Genomic DNA, 15048 nt, shown 5'->3' with positions numbered 1-15048 from the left:
CGGCGGGTCAGTCGCGGCGGGCGGAGTTCAGGCGGGCCGCCTGACGGGTCAGGTGGTCGCGTTCCGCGAGGTTGGGGGCCTGGTGGGCGGCCTCGGCGTACAGGCGGGCCGCCGTGGCCGGGTCGCCGTCGCGCTCGTGGAGGTAGGCCGCGACCGCGGTGTGGCGGGGCAGCGCGGGGTCGAGCTGCGCCAGCGCCGCGAGGCCGGCGCGCGGGCCGTCGGCCTCGCCGACCGCCACGGCGCGGTTGAGGCGGGCGATCGGGCTGTCGGTCAGGCGGACGAGCTCGTCGTACCACTCCACGATCTGCACCCAGTCGGTCTCCTCGGTGGTCTGCGCGTCGGCATGGAGGGCGGCGATGGCGGCCTGCGCCTGGAACTCCCCCAGCCGGTCGCGGGCCAGGGCGGGATGCAGGATGCCGATGCCCTCGGCGATCAGCGCCGTGTCCCAGCGGGTGCGGTCCTGCTCGGCGAGCGGGACCAGCGTGCCGTCGGGGGTGGTGCGGGTGGCGCGCCGGGCGTGGTGGATCAGCATCAGGGCGAGGAGCCCCGACACCTCGGGGTGGTCGATCGAGGCCGCCAGTCCGCGGGTGAGGCGGATGGCTTCGGCGGCGAGGTCCACGTCGCCGGAGTAGCCCTCGTTGAAGACCAGGTAGAGGACGCGCAGGACGGTGCCGACGTCACCGGGGCGGTCGAAGCGGATGTCGGCGACGGTGCGCTTGGCGCGGCTGATGCGCTGCGCCATCGTCGCCTCGGGGACGAGGTAGGCCGCGGCGATCTGGCGCGTCGTGAGTCCGCCGACCGCGCGCAGGGTGAGCGCGACGGCGGAGGAGGGGGTCAGGGAGGGGTGGGCGCACAGGAAGTAGAGCTGGAGCGTGTCGTCCACCGCGGGTGCGGGGCCCGGCGCCGGTTCCTCCTCCACCCGGTCCTCGCGCCGGCGGCGGGCGGTGTCCGCCCGCGTCGCGTCGAGGAACCGGCGCCAGGCCACGGTGACCAGCCAGGCCTTCGGATCCCGGGGAGGATCCTCGGTCCAGACGCGCACCGCTTCGAGCAGCGCCTCCTGGACGGCGTCCTCGGCCGCCGCGAAGTCTGCTCCGCGGCGGACGAGGATTCCGAGGACCTGCGGGGTGAGGCTCCTGAGCAGGGCCTCGTCCACGACCGGATCCACGTCAGTGGCACTCGGGGACGGTCGGCGGCGCGGCCAGGAAGGGGCGCAGCTCCAGCCACTCGTGGATCGGCTTGCCGCCCGCACCGGGGGCCGCCGACAGCTCCCCGGCCAGTTCGACGGCGCGCTCGTAGCTGTCCACGTCGATCACCATCCAGCCGGCGATCAGGTCCTTGGTCTCGGCGAAGGGGCCGTCGGTGACCGGCGGGCGGCCCTCGCCGTCGTAGCGGACCCAGGTCCCCTCGGGGGCGAGCGCCTGACCGTCGACGAACTCGCCGGTGCCCTCCAGCCGGTCCGCGAAGTCGCGCATGTACTGGATGTGGGCCGTGATCTCCTCCGGCGTCCACTCGCTCATGGGGACGTCGTTGGCGCAAGCCGGGGCGCCGCGGTAGTGCTTGAGAAGCAGGTACTTGGCCATGATGGTCTCCTCCGTGCCGTGCGGCCCATTCTGGCCGCTTCCACTGAGGAGACGGAGCAGGGCACGGGTTCTCGACATCCCCGGACGAGAACTTTCAAGATTCTTTGTGCCGCTGCTCCTACCGCTGCTCCGACAGGGCCTGCGCCTTGTCCCGCCAGCGGACGAAGAGGCTCTCCGGGTCGCCGCTGTACGACCACGGGACCCGTGTGGCCCGGTTGTCCAGCAGGGCGAAGACGCCCTGCGCCCGGTCCTCCATGCCCGCGTGGACCAGACCGTGGGCGAGGTAGTTGAGGTCGGCGACGTCCTGGGCGTACGCGACCGTGCGGTGGGCGACCCAGTCGTCGAGGGCGTTGCGCAGGTCCCAGCGCGCCCGGTCCCCGCTCCAGTGGTAGGCCAGGCCGATCGCCGTGCGGCCCTCCGCCTCCATCTGGTGCCGGTACTGCTCCGCCCGCGCCACCTGCGGCAGCACCACGAGCGGCGAGCCGGGCGGGGCGTAGACGGCCACGTCCCAGGCGAAGTTGTTGGCCTCGCCGTTCGATCCGTGCCAGCGCGGGGACAGGTAGCGCAGCGCCTGGTGGTGGCCTTCCCGGTGGTGGGGGTCGCGGGCGCGGAGCTCCTTCCACCAGTGGCCCATGTTCGGGTCGCCGCGGTCGTACAGCCTGGCGAGCGTCACGAGGGAGACGTACGGGTACGGGTCCGCGGGTGCCAGATCGGCGGCCCGCAGACAGAGACCGGCCACCTGGTCCAGGCTGTCGTTCGCGGGCATCGCCCCGCTGCGCGCCGCGGCGAACGTCCGCATCACCTCGGTCTCCGCACGCAGGACCGCCGCGTTCGGATCGGTGGGGTCGGCGGCGTACCAGACGTCCACGGTGCGCCGGCTCGCCGCCGCGTCCGCGAGCAGCCGGATGCGGTGCGCGCGCCGGTCCCAGTCGGTGCGGGGGTGCTCGGCCAGGAGGTCGCGGGCCCCTTCCCAGCGGCCCATCACCATGTCCTGGCGGCACTGCTCCAGGCTTCGGTCGCCGAACGTCAGGTCGTAGACCGGTGCTCCTGCTCCTGCTCCGGAACGGCGGCGGCGCGGCCAGGGTGCCATGGACTGTCCTGTCCTCGGATCGGTGGGGGTGGACGACGCGGCGTCAGAAGTCGGTGAGCACGTCGTCCCGTCGTTCGGCCGCCGCGAGGCCCGGTCCGGGAACCGGTCCCGAGCCCTGCTCCTCGTAGAAGGCGTCCTGTTGGGGATCCAGCGGCCTGGGCCGGAAGTACGAGACCCCCTGCAGCCGGGAGGTGGTCATCGGGATCAGCCCCAGCGCGAGCGCCCCGAGGCCGATGGCGAGGGCGCTGCCGGTCAGTTCCGGAATCGACATGGCGAAGATCCAGATCATGAACAGGGCTCCGCCGAGCGGCCACAGGCCGACGAAGACGAAGGTACCCACGGACCGGAACAGCACCTTGCGATGGGCGACCACGGCCGCCAGGCCGGCGAGGGCGTAGTAGAAGGCGATGTGCAGGCCGACGCCGCTGAGGGCGTCCCGGACGAACTGCGTGCCGGAGCCGGCCGTGGCGGAGACGACGAAGAGGAGGAGCGCCACGCCCGCCACGGTGGCGGTGGCGACGGAGGGCGTCTGCCAGTCCCGGTGGATGCGGCCGAACGCCGCGGGCACGGTGCGGTCACGGCCCATGGCGAAGAGCGTGCGGGTCGCCTGCAGGAGGGCCGTCTCCAGGGTGGCGACCATGGACAGCACGACGGCCAGGACGAGCAGCCGCCCGCCCCAGCCCGGCCAGACGGCGTCGCCGAGCACGGAGAGGAAGCCGTCGGGGTTCTCCCGTACCGCGTCCGTGCCGATGAGGATGATGGTGGCGAGGGTGAAGACGGCGAAGACCGCGAACGACAGTACGACTCCGATCAGGCCGCCGAGGCCGAAGGAACGGCGACTGGTGCGGGTCTCCTCGTTGAGATTGCTGGCGACGTCCCAGCCCCAGTAGCTGAAGACCACGATCAGCGCACCGGCGACGAAGCTGTGCGATGCGTCGAAGTGGCCGAGGCCGAACCAGGAGAGCGAGAACTCCGCCGCGTTCCCGTCCTTGGCCAGGGCGGCGAGGGCGAAGGCCAGGAGCAGCACGAGCTGCACGCCGGTGAGGACGCGGCGGGTGTACGGGCTGATCCGGGCGCCCAGCGCCACCACGCCCGCCATGAGCAGGAACCAGCCGGCGCCGACGGCCGTGGCCAGGCCGGTGCGCGCGGCCAGGTCCGGGCTGACGAGGGCGAGCGTGGCACTGCCGGCCGGAAGGGTGGCCGACACGAGGAAGGCCGTAGCGGCGACGACCAGGGCCCAGCCGCTGAGGAAACCGAGGAAGGGATGCAGGGTGCGCGCCACCCAGGCGTAGCTGGCCCCGGCGTTGACGTCGAGACGTCCCAGATGACGGAAGGCGAGGGCGATGCCGATCATCGGTATCGCGCAGTAGAGGAGCACGGCGGGACTGGCGACGCCGACGGTGGCGATGAGCGCCGGGATCGTCGCGGCGACGGTGTACGCCGGCCCGCAGCCCGCGACCGCCATGACGATGGAGTCGAACGTCCCCAGAGTGCCGGCGCGCAGGCCGCTTCCGTCGGTGCCGGGCCTTCTGCTCACCACTGGCTGCGCCCTTCTGAGCCGCGTACAAGGGCTAGATCTTGCCCGCGGTGGCGGTGGGGCACAAGGGTTACTCTTCGGTTTCTTTTGTTCAACTAGCTGTTGAAGGTGGGGATTGACGGTCCGTGTGGATGGGTCGTGCGGATTTCGTTGTCCGTACGGGTGCTTTCCGCGGAGCGGAAAACACCTCCGGTGCGCACCGGGGCTCGGGGGCCTCGATGCGCACCGAAGGGCGGGTGGTGCTGGGTGGTGCTGGGTCAGCAGGTGGGGATGCGGTTCAGGTTCGCGGCGTAGCGGGCGGCGATCCAGCCGCTGCCGTCGGCGAGCTTGTACCAAATGGCGTTGCCGTCGACCTCGGTGCCGTTGGTCTTGCACTGCACCTGGACCTCGGCGCCGTACTTGAGCACGCCGGTCTTCTTGTAGTGGGTGCCGGGGCCGGTGCGGACGTGCAGCTTGTCGCTGACGATGCGGGCGTTCGTCTTGCCGGGCTTGTCGCCCTTGCCGCCGTGGTCCTTACCGCCGTGGTCCTTGCCACCGTGGTCGTCCTTGCCGCACTTGCACGTTCCGGGCTTGCCCTGGTCGCCCTTCGGGCCCTTGGGTCCCTGGTCGCCCTTGGGGCCGGGGTGGCCCGGCTTGCCCTTCGGGCCTTGCTCGCCCTTGTGGCCCGGCTTGCCCTTCGGGCCCTGGTCGCCCTTGGGTCCCTGGTCGCCCTTCGGTCCGCCCGGTCCGCCCGGTCCGCGCGCTCCCGTCGGTCCGGCCGGGCCGGTGTCCCCGCGGTCACCGCGGTCGCCCTTGTCACCCTTGTCGCCCTTGGGTCCGCCGGCCGGGCCGGTGTCGCCCTTGGGGCCCTGGGGTCCGCCCGGTCCGGGTACGCCGGCCGGTCCCGTCGGGCCCTCGTTGCCCTGGTCGCCCTTCGGTCCCGCGGGGCCGGTGTCGCCCTTCGGGCCGCCCGCCGGGCCCGTGTCGCCCTTCGGGCCGGGTGCGCCGGTGTCGCCCTTCGGGCCCTGGGGGCCTCCGGCCGGTCCCTGGTCGCCCTTCGGACCCGCGGGGCCGGTGTCGCCCTTCGGACCCTGAGGGCCCTTGTGGCCCTGCGGGCCCTTCTTCCCCTGGTCGCCCTTCTCGCCGCGGTCCCCCTTCTCACCGCGGTCGCCGCGGTCCCCGCGCTCGCCCTTCTCGCCGCGCTCGCCTTGGTCTCCCTTGTCGCCCTTGGGTCCGGGACGGCCGTGGTGACCGGGCTTTCCGTCGTGGCCCGGCTTCCCGTCGTGCCCGTCGTGCCCGTCGTCGCCCTTGGGCCCCGTCACCGGGGTGGACACCGCGTAGAGACCGGGCGAGGCGCCGGCCGCAGCCCACTCGCCGCCGTCGAGCGTCGTTCCCTCGGGAGCGTCCGCGTCCACCCGTACGAGTACGCCCAGCCGGGTGTCGCTCTGCGCCGGGAAGGCGAAGCCCGCCCGGGTCCCGGCGTCACAGGTCAGCTGGCGGGCGTTGCCCGACAGGGTGCAGGGCGCGCCCGCACGGTCGCCGTTCCAGTAGAAGCGGGCCTCGGGGAAGGTCGTCCGCTCCGGCGCGGTGATGCGGAAGCTGCTGCTGTGGGCCGCATCGCCGCTGGTCTCCGCCACGATCACCACACGGCCGGTCTTTCCGGCGGCGATCGAGGGGACGTACGGCTGGGAGAACCGGATGTGCGGCGAGCCGGCGGCGAAAGCCGGCATCGCCGGCATCAGGCAGGTCGCGGTGACGGCCGCGACGACCAGGGCGGCCGACGTGCAGCGGGAAGCAGACAAGGGTGTTTCCTCCGCGAGGAAAAGCGACGGAACCGGAGGGCGACCGCCGAATGCGGTCTTCCGGTGGACAAAAGTCCCAACACCAGTTAAAAGCTGACAATGCGACGTGCTTGTGTACGACGCGTAACCGCTCACTCGGCAGCCGCGTAAATCCCTCCGTCGGCCCCCAGCCGGCCCCTCAGTCGGCCCCTCAGTCGGCCCCTCAGTCAGTCCCTCCGTCAGTCCCTCCGTCAGTCCTTCCGTCCTCCGCCCCGACCAGGACGTACGCCGCCTCGCGCGCCCGCACCGCCGCCCCCGGGCCCGGCTCCAGGGCCGCGACCACCGTCGCCCCCTCGACCAACAGCAACAGCTGCTCCGCCAGGCCCTCCCGGCCCGGACCGGCGATGCCGGCCAGCAGCGCCCGTAGCTCCGCCTTGTGGCGGCGTACGACGTCCAGCACCCCGGCGGGACCCGCGCCCAGCTCCCCGTACGCGTTCAGGAACGCGCAGCCGCGGAAGTCCGGCTCCGAGAACCACTGCGCGAGCCACTCGAAGACCGCCCCGACGGGGTCTGCCCGCCCTGCCTCGACTGCTGCGCCCAGGCTCGCCATCCAGCGGCGGTCGCGGCGCTCCAGATAGGCGGTGACCAGGGATTCCTTGGCCGGGTAGAGCCGGTAGAGCCGCTTGAGCGGGATGCCCGACTCCGTGCGGATGCGGTCCATGCCCACGGCCTGGATGCCTTCGGCGTAGAACAGCGCCTCCGCGGCGTCCAGCAGGCGCGTACGGGCGGTTTCGTCGTCCATCGGGTTCATCGGGTTCATCGGAGCGGCGGGCATGAAAGCAGCGTAAACCAGAATCCCTTGCGCAGAGAACGCCCGTTCTCTACTCTCGAAGCAGCGCGAGAACGACCGTTCTCCACCCGCCCTCCCCCTCCCAGCCGAGAGGTGTCCCACCGTGACTGCCACTCCTTCGTCTCCTCCCTCTCCCTCCGTGCGACCGCCGCTGCCGCCCTTCACCGAGGATTCCGCCCGCGCCAAGGTGCAGGCCGCCGAGGACGCCTGGAACAGCCGCGACCCCGAACGCGTCGCCCTCGCCTACACCGAGGACTCCGCCTGGCGGAACCGCGACCGCTTCCTGAACGGGCGCGCCGAGATCCGCGCCTTCCTCGCCGACAAGTGGGAGCGCGAGCTGGAGTACCGGCTGCGCAAGGAGCTGTGGGCGTACACCGACAACCGCATCTCCGTGCGCTTCGAGTACGAGTGGCACGACGCGAGCGGCCAGTGGTGGCGCAGCCACGGCAACGAGCAGTGGGAGTTCGACGCCGCGGGCCTGATGCGCCGCCGCGAGGCCAGCATCAACGACATCCCGATCAAGGAGTCGGACCGCCGCCTCTGAGGCCGTCGTCATGCCGGAGTTATGCTGGCGGGGACCCTTGGGAGGCAACGTGACCGAGCGCAAACCACCTGGTGTCAGCTTCGAATCCTTCGTGGACCGCCAGATCAGACAGGCCGGTGAACGCGGGGACTTCGCGGACCTGCCCGGCTTCGGCAAGCCGCTGGCCTCGCTCGACGCCCCGTACGACGAGCTGTGGTGGATCAAGGGCAAACTGCACCGCGAGGGCTTCGCGGTCCTCCCGCCGGCGCTCGCGCTGCGCAAGGAGGCGGAGGACGCCCGGGAGGCGCTCAAGGCCGCCCGCACCGAACGTCAGGCCCGCGCCCTCCTCACGGAGATCAACGCCAAGATCCGCACGGCCCTCCGCCGCCCCCCGCCCGGCCCCCCGCTGAACCTCAAGGAATTCGACGTGGAAGCCGAACTCACCCGCTGGCGCGAGTCCCGGGGGTCCCAGGGGTCCCGCTAGTTCCGCACCGGCACGAACGGCGGCGCGGTCACCCGGCCTTGCCGATGACGTTGCGGGCCGCGAGGCGGAAATCCTTGACCGCTTGGTAGAGGGCTCGCTCGCGTTCGGCGGCAAGGGCGGCGTCTTCGGCCCGGTGGGCGGTGATTCCGGCGTGGGCGTTCTCGGCCATGCGTCGCATGACGTGTGAGAGATCGCCGGAGGCCTTGGCGACGCGGTCTGCGACGTCCGCGACAGGCGCCGGCCCTTCGAGGATGACGACCTCGCCGGCCCGATGGACCTCGCGGGCCAGAGTGATGAAGCGGCCTGTCTTCTCGTCGACATCGGCAAGGTCCGGTCGGTCCGCACGCAGCGCGTCGAGGATGGCGTCCATGGCGATGTCGCGGTCATGGAGAGCGCCGAGGTAGCCCGCGTACGCGTCGCGGCGATGCTGGCGGCGCCATTGGGCGTGCTGGGACCGTGCCTGAGCACGGCCGTTGACGAATGCGGCCCCGAGGGTGGTGACGGAACCGACGGCAGCGCCCAACAGTGCGGCAAGTCCTGAGTCCATGGGTGCAGTCCGCCCGTCAGGGTGTGTGCGCGGCGGCGGCGCGGTCGGACTCGCTGCGCAGAACGCAGAACTCGTTCCCCTCGGGGTCGGCGAGGACCGCCCACCCCGAACCGTCCGGGTTCCGGTGATCACCGACGAAGGTGGCTCCGAGGCCCAGGAGCCGGTCCACTTCCCGGTCCCGCGAGGTCTCGGGGCGCAGGCACAGGTGGATCCGGTTCTTGACCGTCTTGGCCTCGGGAACCTGGTTGAAGTACAGCACCGGCCCCTCCGCCAACAGCACCTGAGTCTCCCGGGCCCCCGGCCCGTCCTCCGGAGAGAGCGGGGAGCCGGTGACCCGGCTCCAGAACAGGGCCAACTCATAGGCGTCCGCACAGTCGATCGCCACGTTCTGCACCACCGAAACCATGCCCCGAGTCTTACGGATCTTCGAGCGCGGAGCAGCGTACGTGACGGAGGCCACAGGAGGCGTTCGCAAGATTCTTTGCCGATTGGGCGGGCGCCCGCGCCCAGGGGTAGAGAACCTCGAGACCCTCACCCTGAAGGAAGGCCCATGATCACCCTGGAGTCCGTCAGCGTCTGCCCGGCGTGCGTTATCGAACCCGGGTTCCTGAGTGCAGGGGGCGAAGACGAACATGCGGCCGCTGCCCAAGAGAGGGTGCGCGCCCGTTACCACCATCGGCTGCGCGACGCTGCTGAAGCGGCGGTGGCGGTCCTCCACGCCGTGGCAGTCGCCTCGCGTTGGCCGCACGGCGAATATCGGCGCGAGATCCTGACCTACCTGTACAGCGCGACCTCCTCCCTGCTGCTGGCTCTGGCTACTCCGGGTCCGTGGCAACTGACCAGCTCCGACCGGCTGTTGCTGCAGAACGCGCTGGTCGCCCGCAACGCGGCCATCGAGGGCGACCACGCCACGGTCGACGCGTTCAGCCGTACCTGGCTGGGGCTGGAGCATCCCGCGCGGTGGCGGGCGGCCGTCGAGATGGCCCTGCTGGGCGACTGGGTGGACCGGCTCCGCGACCGCGCAGCCGACGACCCGGCACTCAGACACCTGCTGCGCCGGGAGGCCGACGAAGCGCACCACCAGATGCTGCCGCTGTGGGAACACCGCACCCGCGGCCAACGCGTGACCCTGCTGAGCCGACCCGTCGGCGACGGCCTCACGCTCGCCGACGTGGTGACCGACCGGCGCTGCCCCGAGTCGATGCTGGTGGACGACGAGTTCCAGGACCGGCGGGTCGGCGCCGTTCTGCGGCAGCTCGCCGAGCCGGAGGAGAAGGTGGCCCGCACCTGGGCCGCCGGCGCCGACTCCTGGGCGGTGGCCGCCGTCGACAGCGCGCAGCACGCGGCGTACGGCGAGCGGGTACGCCGCAAGCTCCACCGCCTGGGCGCCCGCCAGACAGAGCGTGCCGCCGCGGCGGTGAAGCGGTGAACGACCTCCTGCACGCCGCCCTGCCCGAACTGCTCGGAGGCCTCGGCACCGCCGTCGTCCTGCTCATCGGCTCAGCCGCCCAGCGCACACTCCGCGACCGGTTCAAGAAGCCGCCCGCAGCGGAGTGACCGAACGCCGATTCGGGCCTGCCGCCTCAGGCGCCGGTCGCTCGGGCGGAGCGGGGCCGAGCGCGCAGGTCCGGCAGCCGGGCGGACTCCTCCGCCCCGGCCAGGCTCTCGCCCAGAGCCAGGAGCGAGAGGAGCCGCACCGGCCTGCCGGCTGCTGCGGCGGCCTCCAGTTTGTGGTGGCCGTCGAGGAGGAAGTGGGTCAGGCCCCAGTGCGCGGCAGGATCATCTGCGAGGCCGAGAGCGGACTGGCACACGTCCAGCGTGGAGATCGCCACCGCCGTGGGGACCGTCCCCTGCTCCATGAGCGCGACGTACTCCTCGACGCGCTCCCTGTCGTTCAACGTCAGGGGGACCATGGGCACGACGAACTCGTAGAGGTGGGCGTCCGCGTCGACGGCGGTCTCGAAGGTCCGGTAGTACGGGGTGTGCGGGTACTCGGGGAGGCCCCAGAACTGATTGATCCCCCACGCCGCGACCTGTTCGCCGCTGAAGTAGTCACCTTCCCTGCCGGGGATGACCAGCCGGGGTTCCAGACTCAGGAGCAGCGGAAGGTACTCGCCCTCCGGCAGCAGCGCGCCGAACGCATCGATCACGCCGCCGTCGTCCGGATCCTCCAGCGCGCCGGTGAGCTGTTCCTGCACGCCCTCAAGGGACAACTTCTCGCCCGCGGTCTCCAGCCGTCGGAACAGGAACGGGCACGTTCCGCAATAGAAGCTGAGCTCGAAGGCGGGCTCGTCGTCGACCATCAGCAAGCGGCGCCTCGGTGCACCGCCGAGCTTCTGGAACTCGGTCCCGAAACGCAATCGCGCTTCGGAGGCAGGGACGCCGAGGCCGCGCGGTTCGCCCGCTTTGATCATCACGGGCCGACCGTACGGGGCACTGCTGGATCGGCTCCACCGACTTCTGGACGCATCCGGCCGGTCGGACCTCCGGACACCGGGGACCGGCTGCCGGCCCGCCGTCACCCCGTAGCCTTCGGCGGGTGACGCACTTCCACGACGACCTGACCCGGCACGCGCTCTGCATCTACGGGGACGAGTACGGGCCGACGCCGCCGTGCGATCGGGAGCACGCCGAGTTCTTCTTCGTCGAGCAGCTCACCTTCGCCGACGCGGACGAGATCATCGGCATGCTGCGCGCACTGTGCCCGCACCTGGTGGACGGGCTGCTGCCGGTCTGGGTACGCAACCTCGCCTACCGGCTCATCACCCTCCAGCGGCCCGAAGACGTGGCCCTGTTGAGGGAAGCGGCCAGCAGCCTCTACGCGTTCGGCCCGACCTGGGACGCCGATGCCGACGCACTGACGGGCCGGGCGGACGAGCTGGAAGTACGGGCGGCCGCAGCCGCGGCTGGCTCCTGAGCTCGACGGTGTGCGCGAGCAGGGCGGCGACAGGTCAGGATCTGGTCGCCCCCAGCGCGGTCAGGGCTTCCGTGACGCGGTCCGCCTGGTGGGTGGCGCCGCGGAGGTTCGGGTGGAGCACGGTGCAGGCTTCGCCCCGGGCCGGGATGGAGCGGCAGAGCTCGGAGGGCGGGTCGCTCTGCTCGCCCGGCCCGGTCAGGCTGTCCTTGATCCCGTACATCCAGCGCTGCCCGGCGGCCGCGCACACCCCGTGCCCGGTGCTGGAGGAGTACGTGTCCACGTACACCGCGCCGCTCCGGCGGGCCTGCTCCCGCAGGAGGGTGTTGAGCCGGCGTTCGAGGGAGTCGAGCCAGGGCATGTCGCCTTTTGCTACGGTTCCGAACTGGCGCCAGGAACCCCAGGTGCAGCCCGCGGAACTGTCCACGACGGCCGGATAGCCGACGACCGCCACCCCGGCGCGCGGTGCGCGCGTGCGGATCTCCTTCAACAGGGTCGCGAAATCGGCTTCCAGCGCGGTGAACCGGGCGGCGAGCCCCGCGGCGCCCCTGCCCCGCGCGTAGTGATCGGTGCACGGGGAGCCCGTACCGAACGAGGCCATGCCCCGCTTCACGCAGGCCTCGACGATCTCGGCGAAGCCCACGGAGTTGCCGCCGGCGCCGACCGTGACGAGATCGGCGGCTGCCGTCACGGCCTTGATCTGGGCCGGTTTGGCGGCCCATCCGCCCGGTGGGGGCACGGAGGGTGGCCCCTTCATCTCGGACTGCGGGCCCAGCAGCCCCGCTCTGACCTCCGCGGCGGAGCAGGTGACATCGGTGAGCTTCGCCTTCAGCCGCCGCGCGGCCTGGTGCGGATAGTCCTGCTCGGAGCGCCCGCATCCATCGGTGTTCCAGGGACGCACGAAGGAGGCGGCGCTGTACGAGTCCCCTAGGGCGACGTAGGAGAGAGGGCCGGCCGGGGCGGGCGCCTGCGGCGCGAGCGCGGTGGCGAGGACGGCTGCCGCGGCAGCGACGGTGGTGAGGGCGAGACGCATCATGACGGCGGTGCCTTTGGTTCGGGCGGCGCCGCAGCCTTTCCGCAGCGCGCACATCACCAAAAGTAGCCGTCTTGGCTACGGAGAGTAATTGTTTGGGGTCTTGTTCGTTCGATCGAGTGAACGACGAGAGCTCTATGCCTGCCCGTGGGCCTGGGTGATCAGGTCCGTCGCGACCTGTAGGGCGGCCTGGCGGGTCTCCTCCGGGTCGCCCTCCACGTGCTGGAGGAACATCATTCCCGCGTGCAGGGTGAACAGGGCGCTCACGCACCGCACTTGATCGGCCAGCGGGGCGTCCTCCTGGCCCGTCCGGAGCAGGTCCACCAGGGCGAAGAGCCGCTTCTTCACCGTCTCGCCGATGGTCAGTTCCCGCAGCGAGGCCTGGTTCTCCTGCATGAAGCGGTACAGCGAGGCGCCGCCCGCCATCGCCTCGCTGTAGCGGCGCAGGACCTCCCGCTTCATCTCCAGCGTGCGCGGCTGCTCCTCCGCCCACCGGATCAGCTCGTCGATGGGCCGCGTCAGGTCCTCGAACAGGCTGATGATGATGTCTTCCTTGGTCTTGAAGTGGTAGTACAGCGCCGCCTTCGTGACCCCCAGCCGCTCCGCGATCTCCCGCAGCGACGTCTTCTCGTACCCCTGCTCGGCGAAGAGTTCCAGTGCGACGTCCTGGATGCGCTGCCGCGTATCGCCACGGCGCTGCTGCGGACTGCTGCTGGACATGACTCTCCCCTGACTACCTGCTCGACTACTTACTTGACGACCGGCTAGTTGCGGGTCTACCTTCCCCAGTGTAGTCAACTAGCCGGTCGGCAAGTAAGTCCCAGGGGCCGGTGCGTATGCGCCAGGGGAGTGGAACATGGTGGAGAACAAGATCAAGGCGGACACCTCGGAGGAGGTGAGGCCGCGCAGCGTGCGGGTCGTCCTGATGGCGCTCATGATCGCGATGCTGCTGGCCATGCTGGACAACATGATCATCGGTACGGCCATGCCCACGATCGTCGGCGAGCTCGGCGGCCTGGAACACCTCTCGTGGGTCGTCACCGCCTACACCCTGGCCACCGCCGCCTCCACTCCCATCTGGGGCAAGATCGGCGACATGTACGGGCGGAAGGGTTCCTTCCTCACCTCGATCGTCATCTTCCTGGTCGGCTCCGCGCTCAGCGGCATGGCCCAGGACATGGGCCAGCTCATCGGCTTCCGCGCGATCCAGGGCCTCGGCGCCGGTGGTCTGATGGTCGGCGTCATGGCGATCATCGGCGACCTGATCCCGCCCCGCGAGCGCGGCAAGTACCAGGGCATGATGGCCGGCGTGATGGCCCTCGCCATGATCGGCGGACCGCTGGTCGGCGGCACCATCACCGACCACATGGGCTGGCGCTGGTCCTTCTACATCAACCTTCCGCTCGGCGCCGTGGCCCTGGCCATGGTCACCGCGGTGCTGCACCTGCCGAAGAAGGCGCACGGGGCGGAGCGCCCCAAGATCGACTACCTCGGCGCGGCCCTGCTGACCATCGCCATCACCTCCACCGTGCTGGTCACCACCTGGGGCGGCACCGAGTACGCCTGGGGCTCCGCCGAGATCATCGGCCTGATCGCCGTCGGCATCGCCTCCATCGCCGGCTTCCTCTACGCCGAAACCAAGGCCGCCGACCCGGTCATGCCGCTGCATATCTTCCGCAGCCGCAACTTCACCCTCATGTCCGTGATCGGCTTCCTGGTCGGCTTCGCGATGTTCGGCGGCGTGCTGTACCTGCCGCTCTTCCAGCAGTCGGTCCAGGGCGCCTCGGCCACCAACTCCGGCCTGCTGCTCCTCCCGATGCTGCTCTCGATGATGGTCGTCTCGCTGATCGCGGGCCGGATCACCACCAGCAGCGGCAAGTACAAGATCTTCCCGATCGTCGGCGGCGGGCTCATGGTCGTCGGGCTCTTCCTGCTCGCCACCATGGACACCGGGACGACCCGCCTGATGTCCGGCGTGTACATGGCCGTCCTCGGCGCCGGTCTCGGCTTCCTGATGCAGATCACGATGCTGGTCGCCCAGAACAGCGTCGAGATGAAGGACATGGGCGTCGCGTCCTCCTCGGCGACCCTGTTCCGTACGCTCGGCGGCTCCTTCGGCGTGGCCCTGATGGGCTCCCTGTTCACCAGTCAGGTCACCAGCACCATGACCGACCGGCTCGGTCCGGAGGCGGCGGTCAAGGCGGGCTCCGCGCAGTTGGACGCGGCGAGTCTGGCGAAGCTTCCGGAGGTCGTCCGGGACGCTTACCAGCACGCGGTGGCCGCCGGTACGCACTCGGCGTTCCTGCTGGGTGCGGGGATCGCGGTACTGGGCTTCGCGGCCGCCTGGTTCGTCAAGGAGGTCCCCCTCCGGGGGGCCGGGCCGGCGGGTGCGTCCGGTGGCGGTGGCTCGGCGAAGTCGGAGGTGGCGCCGGCGGCGGCCGCCATGCACTGAGGTGCTCGCGCGTGGGTGCGGGACGGGCCCGGCCCGGTGGATCTACGGATCCTCCGGGCCGGGCCCGCCGGCGTCCCCGGGCCGAGGCCCGTGCATCCCGTACCCCGGGCCGGTCGGGTGGCGCGGTCGGGTGGCTGCGGTCGGCTGCGGCCGGGTGGGGGGCCGCTGCGCGGGGCCTTCCCCCACCCCGCCCCTTCCCGAAACCGGGCTCCGCCCGGACCCGTCGGGGGCTCCGCCCCCGGACCCCCGCGCCTCAAACGCCGGCGAGGCTGGAAAGC

17 protein-coding genes are annotated in these 15048 nt (G+C 71.4%); 6 read left to right on the top strand and 11 right to left on the bottom strand.

Translation table 11 applies throughout. The features are described 5' to 3' along the window. Window positions 1-7: 7 nt before the first annotated feature. The 6 genes from ACFRU2_RS28240 to ACFRU2_RS28215 form a co-directional block, all read right to left on the bottom strand. Window positions 8-1153, bottom strand: a complete 1146-nt coding sequence (locus tag ACFRU2_RS28240) for an RNA polymerase sigma factor (protein ID WP_382977081.1) — start codon at window positions 1151-1153, stop codon at window positions 8-10. A gap of 13 nt (window positions 1154-1166) precedes the next feature. After that, window positions 1167-1580 (bottom strand): YciI family protein, encoded by a 414-nt coding sequence (locus ACFRU2_RS28235; protein WP_250742811.1) that lies wholly within the window; start codon window positions 1578-1580, stop codon window positions 1167-1169. Window positions 1581-1698: 118 nt separating this feature from the next. Beyond that, complete coding sequence (locus ACFRU2_RS28230) at window positions 1699-2670, bottom strand: hypothetical protein (RefSeq protein ID WP_382977079.1); 972 nt, start codon at window positions 2668-2670, stop codon at window positions 1699-1701. 43 nt (window positions 2671-2713) lie between these two features. Continuing rightward, window positions 2714-4207 carry an APC family permease gene (locus ACFRU2_RS28225; protein ID WP_382977077.1) on the bottom strand — a complete coding sequence of 498 codons (1494 nt, stop codon included), beginning with the start codon at window positions 4205-4207 and terminating at the stop codon, window positions 2714-2716. Between the two features lie 257 nt (window positions 4208-4464). Continuing rightward, the gene (locus ACFRU2_RS28220; protein ID WP_382977075.1) at window positions 4465-5988 is read right to left on the bottom strand and encodes an SH3 domain-containing protein; all 1524 of its coding nucleotides are present in this window, start codon (window positions 5986-5988) and stop codon (window positions 4465-4467) included. 202 nt (window positions 5989-6190) lie between these two features. Then, window positions 6191-6802 (bottom strand): TetR/AcrR family transcriptional regulator, encoded by a 612-nt coding sequence (locus ACFRU2_RS28215; RefSeq protein WP_382977073.1) that lies wholly within the window; start codon window positions 6800-6802, stop codon window positions 6191-6193. A 154-nt stretch (window positions 6803-6956) separates the two neighbouring features. Here ACFRU2_RS28215 and ACFRU2_RS28210 point away from each other — a divergent pair, with 154 nt between their 5' ends. Then, complete coding sequence (locus tag ACFRU2_RS28210; protein ID WP_382977071.1) at window positions 6957-7361, top strand: DUF1348 family protein; 405 nt, start codon at window positions 6957-6959, stop codon at window positions 7359-7361. Window positions 7362-7410: 49 nt separating this feature from the next. After that, entirely contained in the window at window positions 7411-7824 is a 414-nt protein-coding gene (locus ACFRU2_RS28205) for a DUF1992 domain-containing protein (protein ID WP_382977069.1), read from the top strand. 28 nt (window positions 7825-7852) lie between these two features. On the opposite strand, the gene ACFRU2_RS28200 is transcribed toward ACFRU2_RS28205, so the two are convergent. Further along, the gene (locus ACFRU2_RS28200) at window positions 7853-8371 is read right to left on the bottom strand and encodes a proline dehydrogenase (protein ID WP_382977068.1); all 519 of its coding nucleotides are present in this window, start codon (window positions 8369-8371) and stop codon (window positions 7853-7855) included. 16 nt (window positions 8372-8387) lie between these two features. Then, on the bottom strand, window positions 8388-8777 hold the full coding sequence (locus tag ACFRU2_RS28195) for a VOC family protein (RefSeq protein WP_382977066.1): 390 nt from the start codon (window positions 8775-8777) through the stop codon (window positions 8388-8390). A gap of 249 nt (window positions 8778-9026) precedes the next feature. Here ACFRU2_RS28195 and ACFRU2_RS28190 point away from each other — a divergent pair, with 249 nt between their 5' ends. After that, the gene (locus ACFRU2_RS28190; protein WP_382977065.1) at window positions 9027-9800 is read left to right on the top strand and encodes a hypothetical protein; all 774 of its coding nucleotides are present in this window, start codon (window positions 9027-9029) and stop codon (window positions 9798-9800) included. After that, the gene (locus tag ACFRU2_RS28185; protein WP_382977062.1) at window positions 9797-9928 is read left to right on the top strand and encodes a hypothetical protein; all 132 of its coding nucleotides are present in this window, start codon (window positions 9797-9799) and stop codon (window positions 9926-9928) included. Before ACFRU2_RS28190 ends, ACFRU2_RS28185 begins: the two co-directional genes overlap by 4 nt. Before the next feature lie 26 nt (window positions 9929-9954). Here ACFRU2_RS28185 and ACFRU2_RS28180 read toward each other — a convergent pair whose 3' ends face one another. Further along, complete coding sequence (locus ACFRU2_RS28180) at window positions 9955-10785, bottom strand: hypothetical protein (protein WP_382977304.1); 831 nt, start codon at window positions 10783-10785, stop codon at window positions 9955-9957. A gap of 125 nt (window positions 10786-10910) precedes the next feature. On the opposite strand from ACFRU2_RS28180, the gene ACFRU2_RS28175 reads away from it, so the two are divergent. Continuing rightward, window positions 10911-11288 carry a hypothetical protein gene (locus ACFRU2_RS28175; protein WP_382977060.1) on the top strand — a complete coding sequence of 126 codons (378 nt, stop codon included), beginning with the start codon at window positions 10911-10913 and terminating at the stop codon, window positions 11286-11288. A 34-nt stretch (window positions 11289-11322) separates the two neighbouring features. On the opposite strand, the gene ACFRU2_RS28170 is transcribed toward ACFRU2_RS28175, so the two are convergent. Further along, window positions 11323-12321 carry an SGNH/GDSL hydrolase family protein gene (locus ACFRU2_RS28170; RefSeq protein WP_382977058.1) on the bottom strand — a complete coding sequence of 333 codons (999 nt, stop codon included), beginning with the start codon at window positions 12319-12321 and terminating at the stop codon, window positions 11323-11325. Between the two features lie 132 nt (window positions 12322-12453). Continuing rightward, window positions 12454-13038 (bottom strand): TetR/AcrR family transcriptional regulator, encoded by a 585-nt coding sequence (locus ACFRU2_RS28165; protein WP_382977056.1) that lies wholly within the window; start codon window positions 13036-13038, stop codon window positions 12454-12456. Window positions 13039-13174: 136 nt separating this feature from the next. Here ACFRU2_RS28165 and ACFRU2_RS28160 point away from each other — a divergent pair, with 136 nt between their 5' ends. Then, on the top strand, window positions 13175-14770 hold the full coding sequence (locus ACFRU2_RS28160) for an MDR family MFS transporter (protein WP_382977054.1): 1596 nt from the start codon (window positions 13175-13177) through the stop codon (window positions 14768-14770). Window positions 14771-15048 lie beyond the last annotated feature (278 nt).

It is taken from the genome of Streptomyces sp. NPDC056883 (genome assembly GCF_042788835.1).
Classification (GTDB): Bacteria; Actinomycetota; Actinomycetes; order Streptomycetales; family Streptomycetaceae; genus Streptomyces; species Streptomyces stoeckheimensis.
This window is presented reverse-complemented; position numbering and strand designations above follow the sequence as displayed.